Origin of the sequence: Pseudomonas ceruminis, from assembly GCF_021602025.1 — a bacterium.
Taxonomy (GTDB): Bacteria; Pseudomonadota; Gammaproteobacteria; order Pseudomonadales; family Pseudomonadaceae; genus Aquipseudomonas; species Aquipseudomonas ceruminis.
On the sequence record NZ_BQHW01000001.1, the window covers coordinates 71,998 to 97,678 of the forward strand.

At 62.2% G+C, this 25,681-nt stretch carries 27 protein-coding genes; 15 read left to right on the plus strand and 12 right to left on the minus strand.

The window, feature by feature from the left end:
- Positions 1-28 precede the first annotated feature (28 nt).
- Both acuI and L6D80_RS00345 read left to right on the plus strand, forming a co-directional pair.
- Positions 29-1,012, plus strand: a complete 984-nt coding sequence (acuI, locus tag L6D80_RS00340) for an acrylyl-CoA reductase (NADPH) (RefSeq protein WP_176513317.1) — start codon at positions 29-31, stop codon at positions 1,010-1,012.
- Between the two features lie 60 nt (positions 1,013-1,072).
- Positions 1,073-2,134, plus strand: coding sequence for a D-cysteine desulfhydrase family protein (locus L6D80_RS00345; protein ID WP_371419520.1), 1,062 nt, complete (start codon positions 1,073-1,075; stop codon positions 2,132-2,134).
- Between the two features lie 67 nt (positions 2,135-2,201).
- Here the strand turns inward: L6D80_RS00345 and L6D80_RS00350 are convergent, their stop codons facing one another.
- From L6D80_RS00350 to L6D80_RS00360, 3 genes are all read right to left on the minus strand, one after another.
- Complete coding sequence (locus tag L6D80_RS00350) at positions 2,202-2,912, minus strand: SDR family NAD(P)-dependent oxidoreductase (RefSeq protein WP_054902009.1); 711 nt, start codon at positions 2,910-2,912, stop codon at positions 2,202-2,204.
- Positions 2,913-2,922: 10 nt separating this feature from the next.
- Positions 2,923-3,141 (minus strand): tautomerase family protein, encoded by a 219-nt coding sequence (locus L6D80_RS00355; protein WP_054902008.1) that lies wholly within the window; start codon positions 3,139-3,141, stop codon positions 2,923-2,925.
- 427 nt (positions 3,142-3,568) lie between these two features.
- On the minus strand, positions 3,569-3,949 hold the full coding sequence (locus tag L6D80_RS00360) for a YajD family HNH nuclease (RefSeq protein WP_054902007.1): 381 nt from the start codon (positions 3,947-3,949) through the stop codon (positions 3,569-3,571).
- Positions 3,950-4,082: 133 nt separating this feature from the next.
- On the opposite strand from L6D80_RS00360, the gene L6D80_RS00365 reads away from it, so the two are divergent.
- Positions 4,083-4,361 (plus strand): hypothetical protein, encoded by a 279-nt coding sequence (locus tag L6D80_RS00365; RefSeq protein WP_054902006.1) that lies wholly within the window; start codon positions 4,083-4,085, stop codon positions 4,359-4,361.
- On the opposite strand, the gene L6D80_RS00370 is transcribed toward L6D80_RS00365, so the two are convergent.
- A complete protein-coding gene (locus L6D80_RS00370) occupies positions 4,358-4,825 on the minus strand; it encodes a Crp/Fnr family transcriptional regulator (protein WP_176513318.1) in 468 nt (155 codons plus the stop codon). The two genes, L6D80_RS00365 and L6D80_RS00370, sit on opposite strands and share 4 nt — an antisense overlap.
- A gap of 112 nt (positions 4,826-4,937) precedes the next feature.
- Entirely contained in the window at positions 4,938-6,980 is a 2,043-nt protein-coding gene (locus L6D80_RS00375; protein WP_176513320.1) for a S9 family peptidase, read from the minus strand.
- An 82-nt stretch (positions 6,981-7,062) separates the two neighbouring features.
- Between L6D80_RS00375 and L6D80_RS00380 the strand changes: the two genes are divergently transcribed.
- Genes L6D80_RS00380 through L6D80_RS00390 form a run of 3 tightly spaced genes read left to right on the plus strand, consistent with a single transcriptional unit; the run spans position 7,063 to position 8,882 of the window.
- Entirely contained in the window at positions 7,063-7,563 is a 501-nt protein-coding gene (locus L6D80_RS00380) for an MFS transporter (protein WP_176513322.1), read from the plus strand.
- Between the two features lie 14 nt (positions 7,564-7,577).
- Positions 7,578-8,351 (plus strand): class II glutamine amidotransferase, encoded by a 774-nt coding sequence (locus tag L6D80_RS00385; protein WP_054902002.1) that lies wholly within the window; start codon positions 7,578-7,580, stop codon positions 8,349-8,351.
- Positions 8,352-8,360: 9 nt separating this feature from the next.
- Complete coding sequence (locus L6D80_RS00390; RefSeq protein ID WP_054902001.1) at positions 8,361-8,882, plus strand: DUF2937 family protein; 522 nt, start codon at positions 8,361-8,363, stop codon at positions 8,880-8,882.
- A gap of 66 nt (positions 8,883-8,948) precedes the next feature.
- Here L6D80_RS00390 and L6D80_RS00395 read toward each other — a convergent pair whose 3' ends face one another.
- Positions 8,949-9,860, minus strand: coding sequence for a LysR family transcriptional regulator (locus L6D80_RS00395; RefSeq protein ID WP_176513324.1), 912 nt, complete (start codon positions 9,858-9,860; stop codon positions 8,949-8,951).
- A gap of 130 nt (positions 9,861-9,990) precedes the next feature.
- On the opposite strand from L6D80_RS00395, the gene L6D80_RS00400 reads away from it, so the two are divergent.
- The 4 genes from L6D80_RS00400 to L6D80_RS00415 are packed head-to-tail and all read left to right on the plus strand — an operon-like array spanning position 9,991 to position 13,672.
- Entirely contained in the window at positions 9,991-11,277 is a 1,287-nt protein-coding gene (locus tag L6D80_RS00400) for an MFS transporter (RefSeq protein ID WP_054902000.1), read from the plus strand.
- Positions 11,278-11,286: 9 nt separating this feature from the next.
- A complete protein-coding gene (locus L6D80_RS00405; protein WP_176513325.1) occupies positions 11,287-12,066 on the plus strand; it encodes a 5-oxoprolinase subunit PxpA in 780 nt (259 codons plus the stop codon).
- Complete coding sequence (gene pxpB / locus L6D80_RS00410) at positions 12,063-12,758, plus strand: 5-oxoprolinase subunit PxpB (protein WP_176513327.1); 696 nt, start codon at positions 12,063-12,065, stop codon at positions 12,756-12,758. Before L6D80_RS00405 ends, pxpB begins: the two co-directional genes overlap by 4 nt.
- Complete coding sequence (locus tag L6D80_RS00415; protein WP_054901997.1) at positions 12,755-13,672, plus strand: 5-oxoprolinase subunit C family protein; 918 nt, start codon at positions 12,755-12,757, stop codon at positions 13,670-13,672. The genes pxpB and L6D80_RS00415 overlap by 4 nt, the downstream gene beginning before the upstream one ends.
- A 52-nt stretch (positions 13,673-13,724) precedes the next feature.
- Here L6D80_RS00415 and L6D80_RS00420 read toward each other — a convergent pair whose 3' ends face one another.
- The 3 genes from L6D80_RS00420 to L6D80_RS00430 all read right to left on the minus strand — a co-directional run bounded on the left by L6D80_RS00420 (position 13,725) and on the right by L6D80_RS00430 (position 17,003).
- Positions 13,725-14,903 carry a vWA domain-containing protein gene (locus L6D80_RS00420; RefSeq protein WP_176513329.1) on the minus strand — a complete coding sequence of 393 codons (1,179 nt, stop codon included), beginning with the start codon at positions 14,901-14,903 and terminating at the stop codon, positions 13,725-13,727.
- A 12-nt stretch (positions 14,904-14,915) separates the two neighbouring features.
- Positions 14,916-15,761, minus strand: coding sequence for an AAA family ATPase (locus tag L6D80_RS00425; RefSeq protein WP_054901995.1), 846 nt, complete (start codon positions 15,759-15,761; stop codon positions 14,916-14,918).
- 168 nt (positions 15,762-15,929) lie between these two features.
- On the minus strand, positions 15,930-17,003 hold the full coding sequence (locus tag L6D80_RS00430; protein ID WP_176513331.1) for a DUF748 domain-containing protein: 1,074 nt from the start codon (positions 17,001-17,003) through the stop codon (positions 15,930-15,932).
- Positions 17,004-17,136: 133 nt separating this feature from the next.
- On the opposite strand from L6D80_RS00430, the gene cysK reads away from it, so the two are divergent.
- The 3 genes from cysK to L6D80_RS00445 all read left to right on the plus strand — a co-directional run bounded on the left by cysK (position 17,137) and on the right by L6D80_RS00445 (position 20,516).
- Positions 17,137-18,111, plus strand: coding sequence for a cysteine synthase A (cysK, locus tag L6D80_RS00435; protein ID WP_054901993.1), 975 nt, complete (start codon positions 17,137-17,139; stop codon positions 18,109-18,111).
- Between the two features lie 173 nt (positions 18,112-18,284).
- Positions 18,285-19,220 carry an aspartyl/asparaginyl beta-hydroxylase domain-containing protein gene (locus L6D80_RS00440; protein ID WP_054901992.1) on the plus strand — a complete coding sequence of 312 codons (936 nt, stop codon included), beginning with the start codon at positions 18,285-18,287 and terminating at the stop codon, positions 19,218-19,220.
- 414 nt (positions 19,221-19,634) lie between these two features.
- On the plus strand, positions 19,635-20,516 hold the full coding sequence (locus tag L6D80_RS00445; protein WP_054901990.1) for a DMT family transporter: 882 nt from the start codon (positions 19,635-19,637) through the stop codon (positions 20,514-20,516).
- Positions 20,517-20,519: 3 nt separating this feature from the next.
- On the opposite strand, the gene L6D80_RS00450 is transcribed toward L6D80_RS00445, so the two are convergent.
- Positions 20,520-20,978, minus strand: coding sequence for a DUF4265 domain-containing protein (locus L6D80_RS00450; protein WP_054901989.1), 459 nt, complete (start codon positions 20,976-20,978; stop codon positions 20,520-20,522).
- A gap of 94 nt (positions 20,979-21,072) precedes the next feature.
- Positions 21,073-21,948: a DMT family transporter gene (locus L6D80_RS00455; protein WP_054901988.1), complete on the minus strand. Its 876-nt coding sequence runs from the start codon at positions 21,946-21,948 to the stop codon at positions 21,073-21,075.
- A 148-nt stretch (positions 21,949-22,096) separates the two neighbouring features.
- On the opposite strand from L6D80_RS00455, the gene aceK reads away from it, so the two are divergent.
- Positions 22,097-23,806, plus strand: coding sequence for a bifunctional isocitrate dehydrogenase kinase/phosphatase (aceK, locus tag L6D80_RS00460; protein ID WP_176513333.1), 1,710 nt, complete (start codon positions 22,097-22,099; stop codon positions 23,804-23,806).
- Positions 23,807-23,852: 46 nt separating this feature from the next.
- Here the strand turns inward: aceK and L6D80_RS00465 are convergent, their stop codons facing one another.
- Positions 23,853-24,713, minus strand: coding sequence for a DUF6279 family lipoprotein (locus tag L6D80_RS00465; RefSeq protein ID WP_054901986.1), 861 nt, complete (start codon positions 24,711-24,713; stop codon positions 23,853-23,855).
- A 130-nt stretch (positions 24,714-24,843) separates the two neighbouring features.
- Here L6D80_RS00465 and L6D80_RS00470 point away from each other — a divergent pair, with 130 nt between their 5' ends.
- Positions 24,844-25,680: a CvfB family protein gene (locus tag L6D80_RS00470; RefSeq protein ID WP_054901985.1), complete on the plus strand. Its 837-nt coding sequence runs from the start codon at positions 24,844-24,846 to the stop codon at positions 25,678-25,680.
- The last annotated feature ends 1 nt before the right edge of the window (position 25,681 follow it).

The window sequence follows — 25,681 nt, forward strand, 5'->3', positions numbered from 1 at the left end:
CTAGACAACCGGTCTAAAAGGAGTCGCTATGTTCAATGCAGTCGTTGTAGAGAACCAGGAGGGCGCTAAACAGGCCCGTTACCGCCAGCTATCCGATGACCAGCTGCCCGCCGGCAGCGTCACCGTAGCGGTATCTCACAGTACGCTGAACTATAAAGATGCCCTGTGCATCACGAGCCGAAGCCCGATCGCTCGGCACTTCCCCATGATTCCGGGGATTGATTTTGTAGGGGTGGTAGCGCGCAGCGAAGACAGCCGCTATCGCGAGGGTGATGCTGTTTTACTCAATGGTTGGGGTGTTGGGGAAAGTCATTGGGGCGGGCTATCACAGAAAGCCAGGGTGAGTGCAGACTGGCTGATACCTCTTCCACAAGGCATGACACCCCGTAACGCCATGGCGATAGGCACCGCAGGCTACACATCGATGCTTAGTCTGATTGCCCTGGAGCGTGCCGGGCTCAGACCTGATGCAGGGCCTGTTTTGGTAACAGGTGCGAACGGTGGCGTCGGCAGCATTGCCATTGCGTTGCTCGCCGCCCGGGGGTACGAGGTCATTGCTTCGACCGGTCGGTTGGATGAAGCAGAACACTTGAACCAGCTGGGCGCGACACAGGTGATTGATCGAAACACGTTAAGCGCACCTGGTAAGCCGTTAAGCAAAGAGCGCTGGATAGCGGCGATCGATTCGGTAGGCAGTCACACCCTCGCTAACGTATGTGCTCAGACCAAAGCCGACGGCTGGGTTGCCGCTTGTGGCCTGGCACAAGGCATGGATTTCCCGGCTACAGTAGCGCCCTTCATTCTGCGGGGGGTAAGTCTCCTGGGGATCAACAGTGTCACACGTCCCTATGCCGAACGAGTTGAGGCATGGGCTCGGCTTCACGCGGAAATTGATTTGTCGATCCTGGCACAGTTAACAAAAGAAGTACCGTTGTCAGCGGTAATTCCTGTTGCAGATGAGCTGTTGGCTGGAAAAATTCGCGGTCGCCTGGTTGTTGATACCAGCGTTTAGCCCGTAGCCGGAGCGCGTTCGACGCTTTCGATAAGGCCAGGCCCCCGATTTGGGGCCAGGATGGCTATCAACTTAAAATACCAATCGGAGTACATGCCAGTGAAGGATACTCAACGTGATGCACTAGACACTCTCGATAAAGTGACGCTCATCGAGGCTGCAACGCCGATTCAGCGGCTACAACAGCTTGAACTGCGACTGGGAATCAAGCGTGTCAATCTGTACATCAAACGTGACGATCACATGGCGTTCGCCGGTGGCGGCAACAAGCTTCGCAAGCTTGAGCTCCTGTTAGGTGAAGCGCTCGCGCAAGGCTGCGACACAATCGTCACAACCGGTGGTCTTCAGTCCAACCACGCACGACTGACTGCCGCTGCCGCTGCACGCTTGGGCTTGAACTGCGAACTGGTTCTCGGCCGGGTGGTGCCACGGCAGGATGCTGAGTACGAACACAACGGCAACGTTCTGCTTGATCAGATCTATGGCGCCAAGCTGCATATACTCCCGCCGGGAGAAAAGGCAGGCGAATTCGCATCGAGAAGAATCCAACTGTTAAGTGAACAGGGCAAGAAACCCTACCTGATCCCCATGGGCGGATCATCAGCGCTTGGGGCTCTGGGTTACGCCAAATGCAGTGACGAGATAATGCAGTATGAGAGGGATCACGGCATTCGCTTTGAGAAGGTTCTACTGCCTAATGGCAGTTCGGGGACCCACGCCGGTCTAGCCGCAGGTTTCGTCTCTCGTGGACGCTCTCCTACTATCATTCGATCCTATTCGGTGTTGGTAGATAAAGAACAGGCGGTGCAGCAAACGTTGAAGCTTGCTAATGACGCACTGGCATTGCTGGATATCTCAGGGATCACGCCCAGTGAGATCGATGTCGATGGGCGTCATCGGGGGGAGGGCTATGGAATTCCGACGCAAGAGGCGCTTGAGGCCATTACTTCCCTAGCGCAGGCCGAAGGTATCTTGCTTGATCCGGTGTACTCTGCAAAAGCCTTTGCCGGCATGCTACATGACATCGCCGCGGGAGATTTTGTCGATGGGGCAAACCTACTGTTCTTGTTCACGGGCGGGGGACCTGGCGTTTACGCCTATCGCAGCGCATTCGTTCTCTAGACAAGCATCCGCCTTTACAGTGAGTCTGCTCATCACCGGGACGTCCCGGCGATGAGCATTCTTTCGATCAATGGCCTGCGCTCTGCCCGCCGTCGACGTGCAAGATCTCGCCGGTGACAAATGCAGCGCTGTCCAAGTAGAGGATCGCTTGAACGATGTCGTTGATCTCACCCATATGGCCGACAGGGTGCAGTTGGCCCAGGGCATCGTGAGTTTCGGCGGCGTGCATCGGGGTTTTGATGATGCCAGGCGACACGGCGTTGGCGCGGATGCCTCGCTTGGCATACTCAATGGCGATTGATTTGGTAGCCGCGTTGATCCCACCTTTGGTGAGCGATGCCATTACCGACGGAACGCCGTCGATGGCATGATCAACCAGGCTGGTAGTGACGCTGACCACATGCCCGCTACCGTTCTTCTCCATTTGCGCGATGGCCAGTTGGGAGATGTAGAAGAAGCCGCTCATGTTGGTTGCGACGATTTGCGCATAATCTTCTTTGGTATAGCGCGTGAACGGCTTGGCGACGAAGATCCCGGCGTTGTTGACGAGGGTATCGATGCGCCCGAAGCGGGCGACGGCTTCGCCCACCACTCGTTCTGCAGTGGCCGGGTCCGCGATATCACCAGCAACCGTCAGAATATCCGGATCGGTCGACGGCTGAATGGAGCGCGAGGTCGCCACTACCTTGTGGCCGAGGGCGCGAAACCCATCTACCACTCCGGCACCAATGCCTTGAGAGGCGCCAGTTACGATGATTACTTTTTGAGAACTGCTCATGATCGTTCCTCTACGATAAAGGGGCGTTGTTAAACGGTTTTCTGTACTCAGTTGTCGTAATTCCGGAGTAGCCCCAGTTATCCGTATCGACTTCTTCGATTACGATGTGCGTTAACTTCGGGTCTTTATGAAGCACGCGCTCCATTGTTTCAGTCATTTCTTTTATTACCTGAGCTTTTTGCTCCCGGGTAACACCATCGCGAGTGATGCGGACGCTGATGAATGGCATGGGACGTTTCTCCATCAAATGTGCGTTTGGGTGCGGCGCAGCTGATGGAGGAACTTTAAAAATTCACAACGAATTGATAAATAGGCCTAGAGTCACATCATTTGTGACGTTGTGTATCGAATCACGGACTGGGAGGGTTTGCTGGCGTGTTAGCGCTCTGGGCGCAGCTGTGGCAGCCCATGGCTATCAGATCGTGCTTCGCACAGATGAAGGGGAATGGGGGCTAATTACTTCAAAAAAGCCGCGAGGCCCTAGGGATCGTTCCCTTGCTCGCTTATTTCAATGCAGCTCAAGTGATGGGGGTCAAAGTGTCGTGATACAAGGGCCGATATTGGTGGGCGAAGATGCACCGTTGTCTGCATACCGATGCTTTTTGCCCCCAATATGGCGGCCACACGATGAGTTGCTTGTTGATTGAGATCTTTTTTTATGATTGTGATTTGCTTTTCATAAGGTCGGCAAGTGCTGCAAATGGGTTGTGTGTTGCGGTTGAGGTTTTTGGTGAACTCAAAGACGACTCGGAAAAATACTGCTGATCCGTATAGCGTGAGTGTTCATTGTCATGGCAGAACAAACAGAGAAGCTCCCAGTTCGATCCATCCTGAGGGTTGTTGTCGTGGTTATGATCACGATGGTGAACGGTCAACTCGCTCAGGCGCTTGCCGGAAAACTCGCGGGCGCAGCGGCCGCACACGTGCGGGTACATTTTCAGGGCCTTGTCGCGGTAGCCCATCTCCTTGTCGCGCTTGGCGTCGGCGAGGATGCGGTCGAGGCGGGCGGTGGCGGCGGAAGTGGAGGCCGAACTCATGGTGTGTTTCCTTTGTTCTGATCAGGCATGTGACGGTTATGCCAAAGAGTCTAGCGCGCTTGCAGGCCAGGCGGACAGGCGAAAACGTTCATTAAGGCGTAGCCTGTAGGCATGTTCAGACAGGAGGTGGCTGATGTTTCATGCGATCCTCGTTGCGCTGCTGGTAGCGGGCTTGCCCGTGGCGCAGGCCGCCGGCACACCGCCGCGCATCAATACGCCAGTGCCCGGCGCGCCCGGCACCGCGACGCCCACACCCTACCCGCAGATCACTCCGAGCACCCCGCCCAAGGCCTATGACAGCCAGCCCGGCGGGCCGCTGCTGCCGCCCATGCCGGTGCCAGGGCCGCCCAAGGACCAGCCGCTACCCGGCTTGCGCACCGAGCCGGCCAGGCCGGCGCCGGATGACGACTAGAGCGACAGGCGCTGCCCGTCCTGCATGCGTAGGCGCCTGGACAGGGCCACTGCCAGTGCGCGGATGATACGAGCAGCAATGCGTGGCGCTTCGTTGAGCATCTTCTCCAGCGAGTCCTTGCCCAGGGTCAGCAATTGGCAGTCGCTGACCGCGATGCAACTGGCCGAACGGCGCTCGCCGTCGAGCACAGCCATTTCGCCAAAGGCCCGACCGCTGCGCAGGGTGGCGATTTCCACCTGATTGCCGTTGCCGTCGGTCTTGCGCACCGAGACCGCGCCCCGGTGCAGGATGCACATGAACGTCCCGGCATCGCCTTCGTTGAAGATGGTTTCGCCCTCAAGCATGGTGGTCAGGCTGAAATAACCGGCGGCGCAGTGGAAGTCGCCAGGCTGCAGGGTGTCGAACAGGCCGCAGTCCATGAGCATGTCGCGGATTTCGGCGCTGAGGTGGGTCTGGTCGGGCATGTGTTGTTCTTCGTGTTGTCCGGGAGCGGGGAGCGCCTCTGAACCCTGTGGGAGCACGTCTGCCCGGCCCCACAGGGATGTTAGGCGTTCCTATGACAACAAAAAACGCGTTTTACGCCACACCCAGCTCATTGAAGACGAACGCATATTCCAGCGCCACATCCCGCAGCCCCTGGTAGCGCCCGCTCATGCCGCCGTGGCCTGCGCCCATCTCGGTCTTTAGCAGCAGCAGGTTGTCGTCGGTCTTGCGCGTACGCAGGCGCGCCACCCATTTGGCGGCTTCCCAGTACTGCACGCGGCTGTCGTTGTAGCCGGCGACCACCAGCATGGCCGGGTAGGCCTGGGCGCTGACGTTCTCGTACGGGGCATAGCCCTTGATCCGCTCGTACACCTCAGGCGCTTCAGGGTTGCCCCATTCATCGTACTCGGTGACGGTCAGCGGCAGGTCAGGGTCGAGCATGGTGTTGAGCACATCGACGAACGGCACTTCGGCGATCGCACAGCGGAACAGTTCCGGACGCAGGTTGAGGACCGCGCCTATCAGCAGGCCACCGGCGCTGCCACCGCTGATGGCCAGGCGGTCGGAGGTCGTCACGCCGGTGGCGATCAGGTGCTCGGCGCAGGCGATGAAGTCGCTGAAGGTGTTGTGCTTGTGCTCCTGCTTGCCGGCGCGGTACCAGGCCTCACCCAACTCACCGCCGCCGCGCACATGGGCGATGGCAAAGCCTACGCCGCGTTGCAGCAGGCTCAGGCGGGCGTGGGAGAACCACGGGTCGAGGCTTTCGCCATAGGCGCCATAGCCGTACAGGTACAGCGGCACGGTCTTGCCCAGGTCCTGTTTGCGGCGGACCAGGCTGATCGGCACCTGGGTGCCGTCCTCGGCGGTGGCCCACAGGCGCTCGCTCACATAGTCGTCGGCATCGAATTCGCCCAGCACCGGGGTCTGCTTGAGGACTGTCTGCGCGCCTGTGGCCAAGTCCAGCTGGCGCACCTGGGCCGGGCGGTTGAGTGCCTCGTAGCGCAGACGCACACGGCTGCTGGCGAACTCCAGGCTGTCCTGCACGTACAGGCTGTAGGCGGCATCGGGCAGTTCCACGCGGTAAGCCGGCACGCCTTGCGGGCGCACTTCGATGATCGGCAGGCCACCTTCACGTAGGCTCAAGGTCAGTGCGCTGGCGTTCAGGCTCAGGCCTTCGAGCATGACGTCGTCGCGGTGCGGCACCAGCACCTGCCATTGCTCGCGGGTTGGCACCGCGTCTGCCGTGGCCTGGTAAAGGGCGAAGTTGATGCCGTCCTGGTTGCTGCGAATGAACCAGCGCCACTGGCCGTCGAGCTGGCCGTGGTCGGCGAAGTATTCGTGGCCTTCGACGCGCGGCGCCAGGCAGGTGAATGCCGCCTGCGGGGTCGCGGCGTCCAGCACCCAGACCTCGCTGGTGGTCTTGCTGTTGAGCAGCAGGACCAGTTGTTTTTCCGAGCTTGAGCGGTAGCAGTGCAGGAAGAAGCGGCCATCGGGCTCTTCGAACACGGTATGGGCGTCAGCCTCGCCCAAGCGGTGGCGGCGCAGGCGCCAAGGGCGGTGAGTGTCATCCAACTCGGCGAAGAACAGCGTCTGGCTGTCGTTAGCCCAGGTCAGGCTGCCGTCGCAATCGTCAAAGGGCAGGGTGGTCACGGTGCCGCTGGCCAGGTCCTTGACGTACAGGGTGTAGATTTCGTCGCCACTGGTGTCCAGGCTATAGGCCAGCAGGCGATGGTCGGGACTGATGTTGAACGCGCCCAGCGACAGGAAGCCGCCATTGGCCAAGGCGTTGGGGTCGAGCAGCAGTTGCTCCTGGCTGACATCTACCGTGTTCGAATCGTCCGCCGGGCGGGGGCAGCGGTAATGGCGCGGGTATTCGTCACCTGCGGTGGTGCGGGTGTAGTACAGGTACGGGCCCCAGGGCGAAGGCAGCGACAGGTCGGTTTCGAGAATGCGGCCTTTGATCTCTTCGAACAGCTGTTCACGCAGGGGCGCCTGGGCGGCCAGGCAGGCCTGCTGGTAAGCATTTTCCGCCTGCAGGTAGTCGAGCACCTCGGCGGTGTCGCGCTGCTGCAGCCAGGCGTAGGGGTCGGCGGCCTGGTCCTGACGGGCGATGGGGGGCTGGAGCGCGTTGGGCATCGTGGATCTCTTGGCTAGGGGGCGCCTGCGCCCGGAAAAGTGTTTATCATAGGCAACTCTTTGCCTGGCTTGCACGATCACCATGACCGAGAACGACTATACCCTCGCCTGGGGCCTTTATGCCGTTGCTGCCCTGGGCTGCATCTGGGTGGGCTTCAAGCTCACTGGCTGGATGTGGCGCTGGCTGCGTGAGCCACTGCGGGTGATCCTTGCGGTCCTGCTGCTGACCCCGACCGTGGTCGACCCGGGCAAGGATGCCATGGCCCCGGCCATTGCCATCACCGCCCTAGACCTGGCCTTCAAGGTGGGCAACAACGCCTGGCGCGCCGTGTCCGATTTCGCCATGTACGGCATGATCGCTTTTGGCCTGTACCTGGTCTTCGTGCTGCTGCGCTGGCCGCTGGAAAAGCGCGCCCGTGCGCGCCGTGAGCAAGCCGACGCCGCTGCCAAGCGCCGGGTCGCCGAGGACGACCCGTTGGCGGTCGATGCGCCGCTGGCCGCCGAGCGCCGTGACCGCTACCGCGATGAACCGCCTCCTGCCGCGCCTCCTGGCGGCCGGGGCCGGGTCGAGCCACGTTTGTAAGCGGAGACTCGAACATGTGCGAACTGCTGGGCATGAGTGCCAACGTCCCTACGGACATCGTTTTCAGTTTCACCGGCCTGATGCAGCGCGGCGGGCGTACCGGCCCGCACCGTGACGGCTGGGGCATCGGCTTCTATGAAGGCCGCGGCCTGCGCCTGTTCCAGGACCCGGCGGCGAGCAGCGAGTCGGAAGTGGCCAACCTGGTGCAGCGCTACCCGATCAAGAGCGAGGTGGTCATCGGCCACATCCGCCAGGCCAACGTCGGCCGGGTGTGCCTGTCCAACACGCACCCGTTCGTCCGGGAGATGTGGGGGCGCAACTGGTGCTTCGCGCATAACGGGCAACTCGGCGACTTCGCCGGCCAAGCGACCTTTTATCGCCCGGTAGGCGACACCGACAGCGAAGCGGCTTTCTGCGACCTGCTCAACCGTATCCGTGCGGCGTTCCCGGAGCCTGTCGAGGTGGAACAGCTGCTGCCGGTGCTGGTCGAAGCCTGTGCCGAGTATCGCAGCAAGGGTGTGTTCAACTGCCTGCTCAGCGATGGCGACTGGTTATTCTGCTTCTGCTCGACCAAGCTGGTGCACATCACACGCCGTGCGCCATTTGGTGCGGCACGCTTGAAGGATGTCGACCTGATCGTCGATTTTCATACCGAAACAACCCCAAACGACGTGGTCACGGTGATCGCCACCGAAGCCTTGACCGAGAACGAGACCTGGCGGCGTTACGAGCCCGGCCAATGGGCCCTGTGGCGGCACGGAGAATGCGTTTCGCAAGGCCAGAGCTAAGGAAGCTGCATGTTCAGAAGTTACCTGCGGTTGCTGCTGTTCACTGTCGGCCTGCTGGCCGGTATCCAGGTCCCAGGGTTGGTCAAGGACTACAGCCAGCGGGTCGAGGCGCATCTGTTCGAGTCGCGCCAGGCGCTCGACGGCTTCAAGCAGACGGCCGAGCGCTTCTTCAACGGCGACCTGCAGGCGCTGGTGCGGCATTACCGCAGCAGTGACGACCCGGTCTTCAACAGTGATGCCAACAGCATCGAAAGCCTGTTGATCCGCAACCAGTTGCTGGAGAACGAGTGGCAGGCACTGCAGGGCTCCTGGGTCACCACGACCTGGCATGTGCTGGTGCAGCCAGACCCACAACTGCGTGAAGAGACGCTCAAAGGTTACAGCTACCAGATTCTGCTGGTGCCGGAGGCGATCGGCTGGGGTGTGGGCGCAGGGTTCGTGCTGGCATTCGTGGTCGAGAGCCTGTTGCTGGGGATTGGCTGGGTGATTTTGGGCGGGCGGCGCAAAGCAGTGAAAGAAAGCTGGCGCTGATCCGCTGTGGCTGTGTCGGCCCTGCTTGGGTGAACCCGCGCAGGCGCCGGCCCTGTCCACCGGGGCTCAGACCAACACAATTCTCTGGGCCCCTACATCCTGCGCATAGTGCTCAAGCACCTGCCGGCACACCCCGACCACCTCATCCACCAACGCCACCCCGGTCTGCCACGCCACTACCAGCTCCAGGCTCGGTGGCGGTTGCAAACCCTCGAGCAGCACCAGTTCGCCGCGGCTCAATTCACCCTCCACCAGCGCTGGCGGCAGGGCGCCAATGCCGAAGCCATCGCGCAGCAGACGAGTGATTGCTGCTACCGAGTTCACGCAGTTCAGCCGCGGGGCTTGGACACCTGCGTTCTGCAGCAGGCTGAGCACTTCCTGATGCGGCCGCGAGTTCTTCGAGAAGGTGACGATGCGCTCGCGTGCCAATTCGGCCAGCGAGGCGTAATCACGGTGCTGGGCCGAGCCGGCTGCTGCGATCCAGCCCATGGGGTAGCGTGCCAGGTCCAGGCTGCGGATCGACTGTTCGCGCAGCAAATCCGTCTGCAGGATCACGTCGAGAAACCCTTTTTGCAACTGCTCGCGCAGGTTCAGCGCGGTATCGGCCACCAGCTCTATCTCGACCTGCGGGTAACGCTCGCCCAGCTCGGCCACCAGTGCGCTCATCCAGGTGTGGATCACCGTGTCCATCACACCGATACGGATACGCCCGACCTTGGCCCGGTCGTTGTCCAGCGACTGCTTCATCGCCTTGGCGGTATCGAGCATGCGCTCGGCATACTCCAGGACCTTGCTGCCCTCCGGCGTCAGGCTCACCCCGCGGGAGTCGCGCAGTAACAGCTTGACGCCAAGGTCGGCTTCCAGCGCCGCGATGCGGCTGGAGACCGAGGCCTGTGTGGTGAAGAGTTTCTCGGCGGTGAGGCGAAAACTCTTGAGCCGGGCGACCCAGACGAATGTTTCGAGGAAACGAAGGTTCATGATCAGTTTTTCTTGTTCCAGACCGGGCGTTTTTTTCGTTGGACTCACCAGGCGCGCGCTCTGAACAATGAAGCCCAGGCCGCGACGCCCTACGTCGCTCATAAAACAATACCAACAAGCCGAGGCAAGCATGAACCCGACCGGCGTGCAGCAGCAGGTTTCGCCTTCACCCTCGACCGGGCCTTTGGCCTGGTACCGCGACATCGACCAACAGCAACGACGTACCTTCTGGAGCTGCAAGATCGGCTATGGCCTGGATGGCATGGACACGCAGATGCTCAGCTTCGTCATCCCCACGCTGATCCTGATGTGGGGCATCAGCACCGCCGAGGCGGGGTTGATCCACACCAGCACCCTGATTGCATCGGCCATCGGCGGCTGGATCGCTGGCATCCTCTCTGACCGTATCGGCCGTGTGCGCACCCTGCAACTGACGGTGCTGTGGTTCGCTTTCTTCACCTTTCTCTGCGGCTTCGCTCAGAACTACGAGCAACTGCTGATCGCCCGAACCCTGATGGGCTTTGGCTTTGGCGGCGAATGGACCGCTGGCGCGGTGCTGATCGGCGAGGTGATCCGTGCCCAGGACCGCGGCAAGGCCGTGGGTATGGTGCAATCCGGTTGGGCGCTGGGTTGGGGCCTCACGGCGATCCTGTACGCGCTGTTGTTTTCCTGGCTGCCCGCAGAGCAGGCCTGGCGTGCGCTGTTCCTGCTGGGGCTGGTGCCGGCGGTGTTTGTGATCTTCGTCCGCCGTCTGGTCAAGGACCCCGAGGTGTACCGCCAGGCCAAGGCTGTAGAAACGCCCGAGGCGCCTGCGCAGTTCTACGAAATCTTCGCCTCCGGCATGCTCTGGACCACCGTGCGCGCCTCCTTGCTGACCACCGGTGCGCTGGGCGGCTATTACGCCATTACCTCGTGGTTGCCGACCTTTCTCAAGAACGAGCGCGGCCTGAGCGTGCTCGGTACCGGGGGCTACCTGGCCATGGTGATCGTCGGTTCCTATGTGGGTTATGTGGTCAGTGCGTACCTGTCGGACCTGCTGGGGCGCAAGAAGAACTTCATCCTGTTCGCCGTAGGTTCGTTCATCATCGTGCTGCTCTACACGCAGATGCGGGTGAGCGATGGCGTGATGCTATGGCTGGGCTTCCCGCTGGGTTTCTTCGCCTCCGGCATCTTCAGCGGCATGGGCGCCTTTCTCACAGAACTGTTCCCAACGCGTATCCGGGGTTCGGGGCAGGGGTTCTGCTACAACATCGGCAAAGTCATCGCGGCGATGTTCCCATTGCTCATCGGTCTGCTCGGCGAGAAAGTGCCACTGGGCCTGGGCATCGGTGCTTTCGCTGCGGTGTCGTACGGCGTGGTGATCGTGGCGGCCTTGAGCCTGCCGGAAACACGCGGCAAACACCTTCAGGCGCGCTAAGGTAGGCACATGAACATCGACACAGGAGCTCGCCAGGTGAAACGCCTGCTACTCAACTGCGACATGGGCGAAAGTTTTGGCAGCTGGCGCATGGGCCTGGACGCCGAAGTCATGCCCTACATCGACTGCGCCAACATCGCCTGCGGCTACCACGCCGGCGACCCCGGCACCATGCGCCGCACGGTGGCCCTGGCGCTGCAGCACGGGGTGATTGTCGGTGCTCATCCGGCCTACCCGGACCTGGTCGGCTTCGGCCGCCGGTCCATGGCCTGCAGCGCCGAGGAAATCCGTGACCTGCTGCATTATCAGATCGGCGCCCTGGATGGCATCTGCAAAGTACTGGGTGGCCGCGTGGCCTATGTCAAACCCCACGGCGCGCTGTACAACGACATGATGGCCGACCCCCTCAAGCTGCGCGCGGTGCTCGAAGCCGTGGCAGCCTATGGCAGTGGGCTGCCGCTGATGCTGATGGCGACTGCAGACAACAGCGCGGCCCAGGCCCTGGGTGATGAAATCGGCGTGCCATTGTGGTTCGAGGCCTTTGCCGACCGTGCCTACACCGCCAGCGGTCACCTGATGTCGCGGCGCCTGCCCGGCGCTGTGCACCATGAGCCGGCCATGGTGGTCGAACAGGCTGTGCGCCTGGCCCGTGGTGAAACACTGGTGGCGGACGATGGCAGTGCAGTGCGCCTGCAGGCCAGCACGCTCTGCGTGCACGGTGACAACGACAGCTCGGTGGCGGCGGTGCGGCAGATCCGCCAGGCGCTTGATGCGCTGGAGCACCCATGAAGGTGCGCATCGAAGTGGTCGCCATCGATACCCTGATGGTGCGCCTGTTCGACACCATCGACGAACGCAACATGCCGTGGATGCTTGCCGCCAGCCAGCGCCTGAGCGCCGCCTTCGGCCCGCATCAGGTCGACCTGGTGCCGTCCTATACCACGCTGATGGTGCAATTCGACCTGCCGCCAGGGCAGGCGAAGGCGCTGATCGTCAAGGCGCTGGAAGGGCTGCAGCCGGACACGGGCAACGACGGGCGCCGGCATGAAATTGCCGTGTGGTACGACGCCAGTGTCGGCCCTGAGCTGCCGGTGCTGGCCGCGCGCTGCGGTTTGAGCGAGCGCGAGGTGATCCGCCTGCACAGTGGGCGGGAGTATCCGGTCTTCGCCCTTGGCTTTGCGCCGGGCTTCGGCTTCATGGGGCTGGTGGACGAACGGTTGGCATCGCCGCGCCTGAGTACCCCACGCAAACGCGTGGCGGCTGGCAGTGTCGGCATTGCCGAACGCCAGACCGCAGCCTATCCGGCCGTCTCGCCCGGGGGCTGGAACCTGATCGGGCGCACCCCGGTGCGCCTGTTCGATCACGAACGTGAGGGCTACAGCCTGCTGCAACCGGGTGACCGGGTGCGTTTCGTGGCGGTTTCCCATGCCGAATTCATGGCACTGGGCGGTGATGACAGCCCGCTGGAGGCACAGGCATGACGCACTTGAGGATCGAAGCCAGCACTGCCTTGTGCCAGTTGCAGGATGCCGGGCGCTTTGGCGTGCGCCACCTGGGGGTCACCCAGGGCGGCGCGCTGGATTGGGTGGCGATGTACTGGGCCAACTGGCTGCTGGGTAACCCGCTGGGGGCGCCGGTGATCGAGGTAGCGCTGGGCGGTTTCACCGTGGTGGCTGAACAGGATTGCGTGCTGGCCCTGGCCGGTGCCGACCTGGAGGCGCGCATCGATGACCAGCCATTAGCCGCCTGGCGCAGTTTTAGCTTGGCCAAGGGCCAGCGGCTGGCCTTGAAGCAGCCGAAGCAGGGCGTGCGCGCCTACTTGGCGGCGCCGGGCGGATTCCAGGGTGACGCTGTGCTGGGCAGCTGTGCCACGGTGGTGCGTGAAGCACTGGGCGGTATCGACGGGCGCGGCGCGGCGCTGGGCAAGGGACAGGTGCTGGCGTTTGCCGGCGCGCCCGCGGTGCTGCGCGAAGTACCCGAAGCGCTGCGCCCGCGTTATTTGCAAGCGCCTGTGCTCGACCTGGTGATGGGCGCGCAGATCGGCGATTTCAGCGGTATCAGCCTGTTCGAGGCCTTCAATCGCGATTGGACCTTAGACAGCCGGGCGGATCGCATGGGCATCCGCTTGCTGGGGCCGCAGCTGGTTTATCAGGGCGCGCCGATGATTTCCGAAGGGATCCCGCTGGGGGCGGTGCAGGTGCCACCGGACGGGCAGCCGATCGTGCTGCTCAATGACCGGCAGACCATCGGTGGCTATCCGCGTCTGGGGGCGTTGACGCCGTTGGCGCTGGCGCAACTGGCGCAGTGCATGCCGGGGACGGCGGTGCGGTTCAGGGCGGTGGTGCAGGAGCAGGCCTGGCGCGAACAGCAGTCTTATCTGGACCGCTGGCGGTGAATCCACCGACCTCTTCGCGGGTCCACCCGCTAAGAGGCCAGTGCAGGCAATCCTACTTGGACAGGTAACGCATCCCTTCTTCCAACCCTTGCAAGGTCAGGGGGTACATCTTGTCTTCGATCAGGTCACGCACCAGGTGGGTCGACGCGGTGTAGTCCCAGGCCTGCTTGGGGTATGGGTTGATCCAGATGATTTTCTTGAATTTCTCCATGAAGCGCTGCATCCACACGTAGCCGGCTTCTTCGTTCCAGTGCTCCACGCTTCCGCCGGGCTGGGTGATCTCGTACGGCGCCATGGCGGCATCGCCGACGAACACCACTTTGTAGTCGTCGCCGTATTTGTGCAGCAGGTCGAACGTGGAAAAGCGCTCGGACGTGCGGCGCAAGTTGTTCTTCCACACCGACTCATAGACGAAGTTGTGGAAGTAGTAATATTCCAAGTGCTTGAACTCGGTCTTGCAGGCCGAAAACAGCTCTTCGCAGACCTTGACGTGGGCGTCCATCGAACCGCCAATATCGAACAGCAACAGCAGCTTGACCGTGTTGCGCCGCTCGGGGCGCATCTGGATGTTCAGCAGCCCGGCGTCACGCGCGGTGTGGTCGATGGTGCCGTCGATGTCCAGTTCTTCAGCCGCACCTTCGCGGGCGAATTTGCGCAGCCGGCGCAGGGCCAGCTTGATGTTGCGGGTGCCAAGTTCCACCTGATCGTCGAGGTTCTTGTACTCGCGCTGGTCCCACACCTTCACCTCCTTGCCCTGGCGCTTGCCGGCCTCGCCGACGCGGATGCCCTCGGGGTTGAACCCGCCTGAGCCAAACGGGCTGGTGCCGCCGGTGCCGATCCACTTGTTGCCGCCCGCGTGGCGTTCCTTCTGTTCTTCAAGGCGTTGCTTGAACGCCTCGATCAGCTTGTCCAGGCCGCCCAGCGACTGGATCTGCGCACGCTCTTCGTCGCTGAGCGAACGCTCGAACTCCTTGCGTAGCCAGTCTTCGGGGATCAGCGCCTCAAGGTGCCGGTCAAGGTTCTCCAGGCCCTTGAAGTAGGCGGAAAACGCCCGGTCGAACTTGTCGAAGTGGCGCTCGTCCTTCACCAGGATGGCCCGCGCCAGGTAGTAGAACTCGTCCATATCGGCGAACACTACGCGCTGTTGCAAGGCGTTGAGCAGGTCGAGCAGTTCGCGCACCGACACCGGTACCTTGGCCGCACGCATTTCGTTGAACAGGTTGAGCAGCATGGCCGGCTCCTGTCAGCGGTTGCCGCGCCGGCTCATGAAGGCCAGGCGCTCGAGCAGTTGCACGTCCTGCTCGTTCTTCACCAGGGCGCCTGCCAGCGGCGGAATCGCCTTGGTCGGGTCGCGCTCGCGCAGCACGGCCTCGCCGATGTTGTCGGCCATCAGTAGCTTGAGCCAGTCGACCAGCTCGGAAGTCGAAGGCTTTTTCTTGAGGCCCGGCACCTTGCGCACGTCAAAGAACACATCCAGCGCTTCACTGACCAGCGATTGCTTGATGTGGGGGAAGTGCACGTCAACGATCTGCTGCAGGGTATTGCGGTCGGGGAAGGCGATGTAATGGAAGAAACAGCGGCGCAGGAAGGCGTCAGGCAGCTCTTTTTCGTTGTTCGAGGTAATGATGATGATCGGGCGCTGCCTGGCCTTGATGGTCTCGTCGATTTCGTAGACGTAGAACTCCATCTTGTCGAGCTCTTGCAACAGATCGTTGGGGAACTCGATGTCGGCCTTGTCGATTTCGTCGATCAGCAGGATGACCCGCTCGTCGGCCTCGAAGGCCTCCCAGAGTTTGCCCTTCTTGAGGTAGTTGCGCACGTCGTGGACCTTGTCCACACCCAGTTGCGAGTCCCGCAGACGGCTGACCGCGTCATACTCGTAAAGACCCTGGTGGGCCTTGGTGGTGGACTTGATGTGCCAGGTGATCAGGCGCGCGCCGAAGGAGGCCGCGAGTTGCTCGGCGAGCATGGTCTTGCCGGTGCCCGGCTCGCCCTTGACCAGCAGCGGGCGTTCGAGGGTGATGGCCGCGTTGACCGCCAGTTTCAGGTCGTCTGTGGCGACGTAGTCGCGGGTGCCTTCGAACTTCATTGGAATTGTCCTCTGCGGGGTGCCTGTATTGGCCCTGTCGCCGGCTTGCCGGCGCTAGGGCCGTAACGGGCAATACATGTTTGTCGTTTGTCAGCGACTATACCCCGGCCCCAGACGCGTGCAAACGCAGACCGGGTATTCAGTCCCTGAATGGCCCGTCACGCCCGCTCAGTCGGCTTTTGGCGGCGACTGCTCGTAACGTGCGTTGAATGCCTGGATAAACCCGTTGCGCAAGATCTGCAAAAACGCCTCGAAGGCGCTGATGTCCTGTTGGTGCACGCTGCCACTGAGCTCCACGCGGGTGGCGAACTGGTTCTTGCGCTGGTTCTTCAGCGCCGTTTCGCTGGCACCTACCACCGCTTCCCACACCGAGCGGAAGAAACCCTTGTCCTTGTTCTCCACGTCCTGCTGCCAGTCGAACACATCGATATCACGCAGCAGGGGTTTGATATAGCCGTTCAGGCGGCCGTTTTCGGCCTGGGCTTCTATCACTACGTCACCGTGGCCGGCATTGAAATCGAACTTGCCATAGGCGCTGGCGAAGTCGTTGAGCTGGCGCAGCTCGATGCCGGTGGCGCGCAGGCGGAACTCGAAATCGTCGAAATCGCTGAACGGGTCGAAGGTCGCGCGGCTCTCGACCTTGGCGTCGCCCAACAGCAGGGCCTTGGCGTCAAAGCTGGCGTCGCGCCGGCCTTTTTCGTCCCGCACGTTGGTCAGGTTGCGGATGTTGGCATCCAGCTGGGTGGCCTTGAGGTCGACCGGGGGTTTGGCGTTGAAGTTGCGAAAGCTCAGCGTGCCGTCATTGATGCGCACGTCGTTGAGGGTGATGGGCAACAGCTTTTCCAATTGCTGGCGCCAGTCGGTGCCCTGGCCAGTCTGCGAGGCCTGCTTGCTGCCACCGTCGACAAAGTTGAGCACGGGGCGCAGGAAGGTGACTTCGGCCACCACGGCGTGGTCGTACCACAGCGAATGCCAGCTCACCGACAGGTCGATCAGCGGCGCGTCGAGCAGCGGCACCGGGACCTTGCCGCTGGTCTTGACGATTTTCAGCCCGTTGATCTGGTAGGCACCGCGCCACCAGGCAAGGTCGACGTCGGTGACCTGGCCGCGGTACTCACCCATGTCCGCCAGCTTGTCGTTGAGGTAGTCGCGCACCAGGTAGGGCAGGGCCAAGTGCAGGGCCACCAGCACTATGACCAGGCTGACCAGGCCGACCAGCGGCCAGCGATAACGGGCTTTCATCGCGGCGTTCTCCAAGGCGGGATGTGTGGTTGACCGCGCGCTTGCTGGCTGAGTTCGAACGGGCTTTACGGGCCATCGGGGCGGGCTTACCCTTTAAGTCTTTCCCTGCCTTTACTTGCCAAGGACCCCTGCCATGAGCCGTATCTACGCAGACAACGCCCATTCCATCGGCAACACGCCGCTGGTGCAGATCAACCGCATCGCCCCGCGTGGGGTGACTATCCTGGCCAAGATCGAGGGGCGCAACCCAGGTTACTCGGTCAAGTGCCGGATCGGCGCGAACATGGTCTGGGACGCCGAAAGCAGCGGCAAGCTCAAACCAGGCATGACCATCGTCGAGCCGACTTCGGGCAACACCGGTATCGGCCTGGCGTTTGTCGCCGCCGCCCGTGGCTACAAACTGATCCTGACCATGCCGGCATCGATGAGCCTGGAGCGGCGCAAGGTGCTCAAGGCCCTGGGTGCCGAGCTGGTACTGACCGAACCGGCCAAGGGCATGAAGGGGGCCATCGAGAAGGCCAACGAGATCGTGGCGTCGGACCCTGCGCAGTACTTCCTGCCGGGCCAGTTCGACAACCCGGCCAACCCGGCCATCCACGAAAAGACCACCGGCCCGGAAATCTGGAACGACACCGACGGCGCAGTCGACGTGCTGGTGGCCGGTGTCGGCACAGGCGGCACCATTACCGGCGTGTCGCGCTACATCAAGCACACCGAGGGCAAGTCGATCCTTTCGGTGGCGGTGGAACCTGTGTCCTCGCCGTTGATCACGCAGACCTTGGCTGGCGAAGAGCTCAAGCCCAGCCCCCACAAGATCCAGGGGATCGGCGCGGGCTTTGTGCCGAAGAACCTGGACCTGTCGATCGTCGACCAGGTCGAGACGGTGACCGATGAAGAATCCAAGGCCATGGCCATTCGCCTGATGCAGGAGGAGGGCATCCTCTGCGGTATTTCCTGCGGCGCGGCGATGGCCGCGGCGGTGCGCCTGGCCGAGAAACCCGAAATGCAAGGTAAGACCATTGTCGTAATCCTGCCTGATTCGGGCGAGCGCTACTTGTCCAGCATGCTGTTCAGCGACCTGTTCAGCGAGCAGGAAAACCAGCAGTAATCGCCCCGGCCGCTGATCCGGCGCAATAGTCGGCGGCTGGGTTTATTGCAGAATCTTCATCACCCCGATCCCGCCCTGGTTGTTTTTACTGGGGCAGGAAGGGTTTATGATGGCCGGATGATTTTTTCCGGAAGCAGACGGCGCAGGCCTGCTGCTTCTCCAAGGAGTGTTGCATGACCTTTTCCTTCGTCGCCAAGGCAGGTGTCCTGCTGGTGTTTTTCGGCAGCGTGCTTTTCGTGCACCTGCGCGGCAAGGCGCGCCTGCCGGTTTTGCGCCAGTTCGTCAACCATTCGGCGCTGTTCGCTCCTTATAACAGCCTGATGTACCTGTTCTCGGGCGTGCCGTCCAAGCCATACCTGGACCGCCAGCGCTTCCCGGAGCTGGATGTACTCAAGGACAACTGGCAGGTCATCCGCGAAGAGGCCATGCGCCTGTTCGACGAGGGTTATATCCGCGCGGCCGAGAAAGACAACGACGCCGGTTTCGGCTCGTTCTTCAAGAAAGGCTGGAAGCGCTTCTACCTGAAGTGGTACGACAAACCGCTGCCGTCGGCCGAAACCCTCTGCCCGAAAACCGTCGAGCTGGTCAGCAGCATCCCCAATGTGAAGGGCGCGATGTTCGCCCTGCTACCCGGTGGCAGCCACCTGAACCCGCATCGCGATCCATTCGCCGGTTCCCTGCGCTATCACCTGGGCCTGTCGACCCCCAACTCCGATGCCTGCCGCATCTACGTCGACGGCGAGGAGTACGCCTGGCGTGACGGTGAGGACGTGATGTTCGACGAAACCTACGTGCACTGGGTCAAGAACGAGACAGACGTCACCCGCGTGATCCTGTTCTGCGATATCGAGCGCCCCCTGAGCAGCCCGCTGATGACCCGCATCAACCGCAAGGTCAGCGCCTTCCTAGGCCGTGCCACTGCGCCGCAGAATACCGATGACGAGCGCGTGGGCGGGATCAACCAGGCCTATGCGTGGAGCAAGCGTTTCAGCAACAAGATCAGCACCCACGTGAAGCAGTTCAAACGTGCCAACCCCAAGGCCTACCGCATCCTGCGGCCAGTGTTGGCGGTGGTGGTGGCGTACCTGCTGTACCGCTGGTTATTCTGAGGGTGATGCTCGCCTGGCCTGGCTCCATCGCGGGTTTCCGCGCGAAGGGGCCAGGTCGGGCGGTCGAAAAGGCAGCAGTTGCCCAAGCCCTGATTCAACGTTATATTCCGACACATTCCTTCTTCGAAGACCCTGTTCATGCCTGCTATCCCTTCCACCACTAGCCCTGTCTTCGCGCCCGTCGCGAGCACGGTCGTGCGTGGCAGCCAGCAGCCGGTCATGATCAGTCATTACCCACCACCTGTCAGTGGCGTCGTAGGCGGCGTAGCTCCGCCTCGCTGCGTGGTCGTGCTGGGCTGATCGGCTTCTGGCCGCATCCCGTCACACGCGCAACCTACTGAACACGGTCGGCTACTTCCCTTACTGAAGTTCACGCCCACCGTTCGGCTTATTTGCCCGAATACAGGTGCATACATGTCTGTCCTTTCCAAAGCATCCGTGGCCTCGGCGGCCACTACTGGCTTGTTCGTCCTGCTGTGGAGCAGCGGCGCTATCGTTTCCAAGCTCGGCCTGGCCCAGGCCAGCCCCTTCGCCTTCCTGCTCCTGCGCTCGGCGCTGGCGCTGGTTGGCCTGTTACTGATCGGCCCGCTGCTTGGGCTGCGCTGGCCACGTACGCGCGGGGCAATGCTGCGGGCCCTGGGTACTGGCTGTGTCCTGCTGGGCGCGTACCAGATCTTCTACTTACTGGCGCTCAACACCCATGTCACCCCGGGGATTATGGCCACAGTGATGGGGGTGCAACCGATCCTCACCGTGGTGCTGATGGAGCGTCAGCGCTCCGGGCGCCGGCTGTTCGGGCTGGGGTTGGGCCTTGGTGGACTGGTGATGGTGGTTTACCAAGGCATCAACCTCGCAGGCGCGTCACTGGCCGGCATGCTGTTTGCCCTGCTGGCCCTGGCCAGCATGACCTTCGGCTCGATCCTGCAGAAGCGCATCACCGACAACCCCATGGGCACGCTGCCGTTGCAGTACCTGGCGGGGTTCGCCCTGTGTGCGGTGTTCGCGCCGCTGCAGCCGCTGCACGTTGAATGGAACGGCACGTTCATCGGTGCGCTGCTGTGGATGGGGCTGGTGGTTTCGCTGCTGGCGACCTTGCTGCTGTACCGGCTGATAGCCCAGGGCAACCTGGTCAATGTCACCAGCCTGTTCTACCTGGTGCCTGCGGTGACTGCGGTGATGGATTATCTGATCTTTGGTAACCGGCTGGCACCGCTGAGCCTGTTGGGCATGGGGTTGATCGTGATCGGTTTGCTGTTCGTGTTCCGCAAGCCTGCAGCGCGTCTGGCAGAGGCGTAGGCCTTAACGAAACTCTTCGGGGATGGCGTGGCGCAGTACGCCTTCCTCGAAGTCCAGGGCGCCGGCTTCGCGTTGCGTCAGCAGGTAGTAGAGCAGGGTGTCGAGGGCACGCGTGGGCGGCACTTCGACGGCCAGCATCCTTACCGCCTTTTCAACTTCGCTGGGGCAGCCAAACTCCTCCAGCGCCGCGCGCACCTGTTCCAGATCGCCCAGGGCCTTGACCCGTACGCGAAAGACCGAAGCACCGCCATTGTGCTGCAAGGCCTCGAACCAGGTCTGTTCGCCGTCCTCTCGAATACTGATGGTGTCGCCGGGCGCGATGCCGTAGGCATAGAAGGGGATGCTAGCGACCTGGAAGCCGGTAGCAGTGCGTTTTGCCCAGAGGCCCTCTACCGAGGCGGGTGGATAGCCCTGGGCATCCTGCTCCAGGCGCCAGAGCACGATTTTGTAGTCGCAGGGCATGTCAACAAGGCTTGAAGAAGGGTAGGGGGCTATCGTAGAGCGCTTTGCCCGTCATGTCTGCAATAACCTGGGGGGCAAGCAGCCCCGCCCTTTATCAGGCGCGTGAAGGCTTGAGCACCAGCCACAGCGCTACACCGATCAGCAACCCGCCATACAGGTGGCCCATGGACAGCGATTCGTCCAGCAGCCATGCCCCCCACAGCACGCCGAACACCGGGATCAGAAAGGTCACGGTACTGGCCTTCACTGGGCCGATTTCGGCCAGCAGGCGGAAGTACAGAATGTAGGCGAACGCCGTGCACACCAGCCCCAGCCCGAGCAATGACATCCATACCTGCCAGCCGCCCCAGCTGGCCGGTGGTTGAGTCAGCGCGCTCCAGGCGAACAGGGGGGACATCATCAGCGTGGCGCCGAGCATGCTACCCAGCGCCGAAAGGCGGCTGTCCAGGCCTGTGATCCAGCGCCGCGCGAGGAACCCGGCAAAGCCATAGCAGGTGGTGGCCGCCAGGCAGGCAAGGGCGCCTTGCAGCAGGGCCGTGTCCAGCGCCACGGGGCCGGCGCCGCTGAGGATGCCGACGCCGAACAGGCCAAGAAAGATGCCGCACAGCTTGGGCAGGGTCATCGCCTCGCGAAAGAACAACGCGCCAATCAGCACGCCCATCAGCGGTGTGGTGGCGTTGAAGATCGCCGAATAGCCGGCCGGCAATACCTGCGCCGCCACTGAATAGAAGGTGGCCGGGATACCCGAGTTGATCATGCCCAGCACCAGGCAGGCGCCAAGCTTGCCCTGGAAGTTCCAGCGCACCCGGGCGGCGGCGAGGATGGCGATCAGCCCCAGGCAGGCGATGGAGACGCGGAAGAAGGCGGTGGGCACGGTCCCCAGCTCCGGGGCGATGATGCGCATGAACAGGAAACTCGCTCCCCAGACGGCGGCAAGGATCAGCAGACGGGTCAGGGCGATGGGGCTCACAGCAGTCTCCAGTTACAAGGCAGGGCGGGAGTGTACGCGAGGGCGTGGTGCGTTTCTTGTGCTTTCTTGCTGTGTGAATGTGTGCCGGCCTCTCAAGTTTCCTGCGCCAGCTAAGCTGTCTATCTCACCCCGCAGCGAGGTGTCCTGCATGACCCAACACTGGCCGGCCGGCGAAATCGCCCAGATGATCCTCGATGGCTTTGACGACTACCGGGAACACTTTCGCCGCATCACCCTCGGTGCGCGCGAGCGTTTCGAGCAGGCCCGCTGGCAAGATATCCAACGGGCGGCAGCGACGCGGATCAACTTGTACGAGCAGAAGGTCGGCGAGGTCAACGGCTGGCTGCGTGACGGGTTCGAGCCCCAACTGCTGCTGGAGGTCGAGCAGTGGCCTTTGGTTAAAAGTGCCTACATACGCCTGATCGACCCGCGCCTGGACGATGAGCTGGCCGAGACCTGGTACAACTCGCTGTTCTGCAGCTTGTTCAGCCATGACCAGATCAGCGATGGCTGCATGTTCATCCACACCACGCGGCCGTCGCTGCGCAGCCATGAACGGGCTGCGCAAACCCGTACCTACCGCCCCGATGGCAGTCTCAAGGGGCTGCTGCGAGCCCTCTTCGCCGACTACGCCTTCGCCTATGGTGATCTTGAGGGTGATGTCGCACGCCTTGAGGACCAGCTCAGGGAGTGCCTGCCGGACTGGGTCTGCAAGGACCCGGCCCTGGCGGTGGAGCTGTTCGTGCCGGTGCTGTACCGCAACAAAGGCGCCTACCTGGTGGGCCGGCTGTACAACAGCGATGAGCAGTGGCCGCTGGTGATCCCGTTGCTGCACCGCGAGGGCCATGGTATCGAGGCCGATGCCCTGATCACCGACGAGGCCGAGGTGTCGATCATCTTCTCGTTCACCCGTTCGTATTTCATGGTGGATGTGCCGGTACCGGGGCAGTTCGTCAATTTTCTCAAGCGTATCCTGCCGGGCAAGCACATTGCCGAGCTGTACACCTCGATCGGCTTCTACAAGCACGGCAAGTCGGAGTTCTATCGGGCATTGATCAACCACCTGGCCAGTAGCGACGACCGCTTCGTCATGGCCCCGGGGGTGCGCGGGATGGTGATGAGCGTGTTCACCCTGCCGGGCTTCAACACCGTGTTCAAGATTATCAAGGACCGCTTCTCGCCCGCCAAGACCGTCGACCGCGCCACGGTGGTCGAGAAGTACCGGCTGGTGAAGAGCGTCGACCGTGTGGGGCGCATGGCCGACACCCAGGAGTTTGCCGATTTTCGCTTTCCGCGGGCCAAGTTCGAGCCCGAATGCCTGGCCGAACTGCTTGAAGTCGCGCCCTCGACCGTGGCGGTGGAGGGCGATACGGTGCTGATTCGCCACTGCTGGACCGAGCGGCGCATGACCCCGCTGAACCTCTACCTGGAGCAGGCCAGCGAAGGCCAGGTGCTCGAGGCGCTGGAGGACTATGGGCTGGCGATCAAGCAACTGGCGGCCGCCAATATTTTCCCGGGGGATATGCTGCTGAAGAATTTCGGCGTGACCCGCCATGGCCGCGTGGTGTTCTACGACTATGACGAGATCAGCTACCTGACCGAGGTGAATTTCCGCCATATCCCGCCGCCGCGCTATCCGGAGGACGAGATGTCGGGCGAGCCGTGGTACTCGATCGGGCCGCACGATGTGTTTCCCGAGGAGTTTCCGCCATTTCTGTTCGCCGATATCGGTCAGCGCAGGTTGTTCAGCCGCTTGCACGGCGAGCTGTACGACGCGGATTACTGGAAAGGGCTGCAGGCATCGATCCGCGAAGGGAAGGTGATCGATGTGTTTCCGTACCGGCGCAAGGTGCGCTGATCAAGGGTTGTCAGGCCGGCCCTATCGGGGGCCCTGACGCCCGGGTCTATCCTTTTAAGCACTTGAGCTCACTGAAGTCTGTCCGCACCTTGGCCAGCCGGCCTTGCAGGAACTGGCGCTGCGCCGGGGTGCTTTGCTGCAGCAGATCGACCAGCAGGCTGCGGGTCTGCTGCTCGCTGTTATGAAAGGCCATGCGGTACTCCGGCGTCCACAGGCTTTCCTTGTGTTGCAGCAGTTGCGCCAGGCGCGGCTCGAAGCTGGCATCAGCGCGCTGGTTCATGGCCAGCAGTAGCTGTTGCTGCCAGTGCGCACGGTTGGCGATCCATTGGCGGTTCTGGTCACCCAGCGCCTGCGACCAGGTTTGCACGCGCAAGCGTTGGCTGGCGTTGAGTTCGCCGAACCAGGGGGCAAGGCGCTTTTCCATGCGTTCGGCACGGCGAGCGATCTGTTTGGGCAATGGCGTGTCGACGTACTGCTTCTGGCGCTCGCTGATGTCGTCACGGAAGGCATCGCGCATTTGCGCGACCTGGGCATCGTTCATGCCACGCAACAGTTCGGTGGCGGAGGGAGTGATGGCCTCGGCGACGCGGCCGATGGCCTGTCGGGCTTCAAGCGTGCGTTGTTGCAGCGCCTGGTCGGTCACTTGGTCGTCGGCGACCATGCTGCGCACGCGGTCGAGCCAGTCGAGGTAGCCGGGCAGTTGGGTTTTGCAATGCCAGGCCAGCTGCTGTTTGAGCCGGTCGTCGAGCAGCGCTTTCTGCTCGCGGTTCATGGCCAGGTAGTCGTTCAGCGACCAGGGCACCAGCCGGTCAAGGTTGCGGTAGGCCAGGTCTATCCGGCTGCAGGCTGCCAGTGCCAGGGCGAACGCAAGTGCGGTGAGCAGGCTTTTCGACAGGCGTAAGAGCATGTGCTGATCCTTGCAATGGCAGGCCACTCGGTAGACGCAAGGGCACCACGACGGTTCCGCCGAATCAGCGGTCGGGCAGCGCGCTGGGTTCAGGTGTAGAATAGCCGCCTTGTCTTGAGGAACATCGGAAATGGCTCTGCTTGGGCGTTACAACAGTTTGCAAATCGTGAAACACGTGGAATTCGGCCTGTACCTGGATGGCGGCGCCGATGGCGAGATCCTGCTGCCCGGGCGCTATATCCCGAAGGACGCCGAAACCGAGGTCGACGACTGGCTGAACGTGTTCATCTACCTGGACAGCGAAGACCAACTGATTGCCACCACCGAAAAGCCCAAGGTGCAGGTTGGCGAGTTCGCCAGCCTCAAGGTCAAGGACATCAACGGTGCAGGCATCTTCCTCGACTGGGGCCTGCCCAAGGACCTGCTGATGCCTTATTCGGAAGAGGCACGGCCACTGAAGATCGGCGACTACTGCGTGGTGCACGTCTACCTCGACAAGCGTACGCGCCGCATCACCGCCACTTCGCGTCTGGACCGTTACCTTGACCGCACACCGGTCGAGTATCAGGTCGGTCAGCCGGTGGAGCTGCTGGTGGCCGGGCAGACGCCCCTGGGCTTCAAGGCGATCATCAACAACCGCCACTGGGGCCTGATCCACAAGAACGAGGTGTTCAAGTTCCTGCGTTCGGGGATGCACGAGAAGGGTTACATCAAGGAAATACGCCCGGACGGCAAGATTGCGCTGAGCCTGCAACCGGTTGGCCAGGCCCTGGCCGAGGGGCTGCATGAGCAGATCATGGCGCGCCTGGAGGCAGAGGGCGGTGTGTTGCCGGTGTGCGACAAGAGTGACCCTGAAGTGATCAGCCGCATGTTCAATGTCAGCAAGGGCAACTTCAAGAAGGCCATTGGCGCGCTGTTCAAGCAGGGCCGGATCGTCATCCATGACGATCGCATCGAGCGGGCCTGAA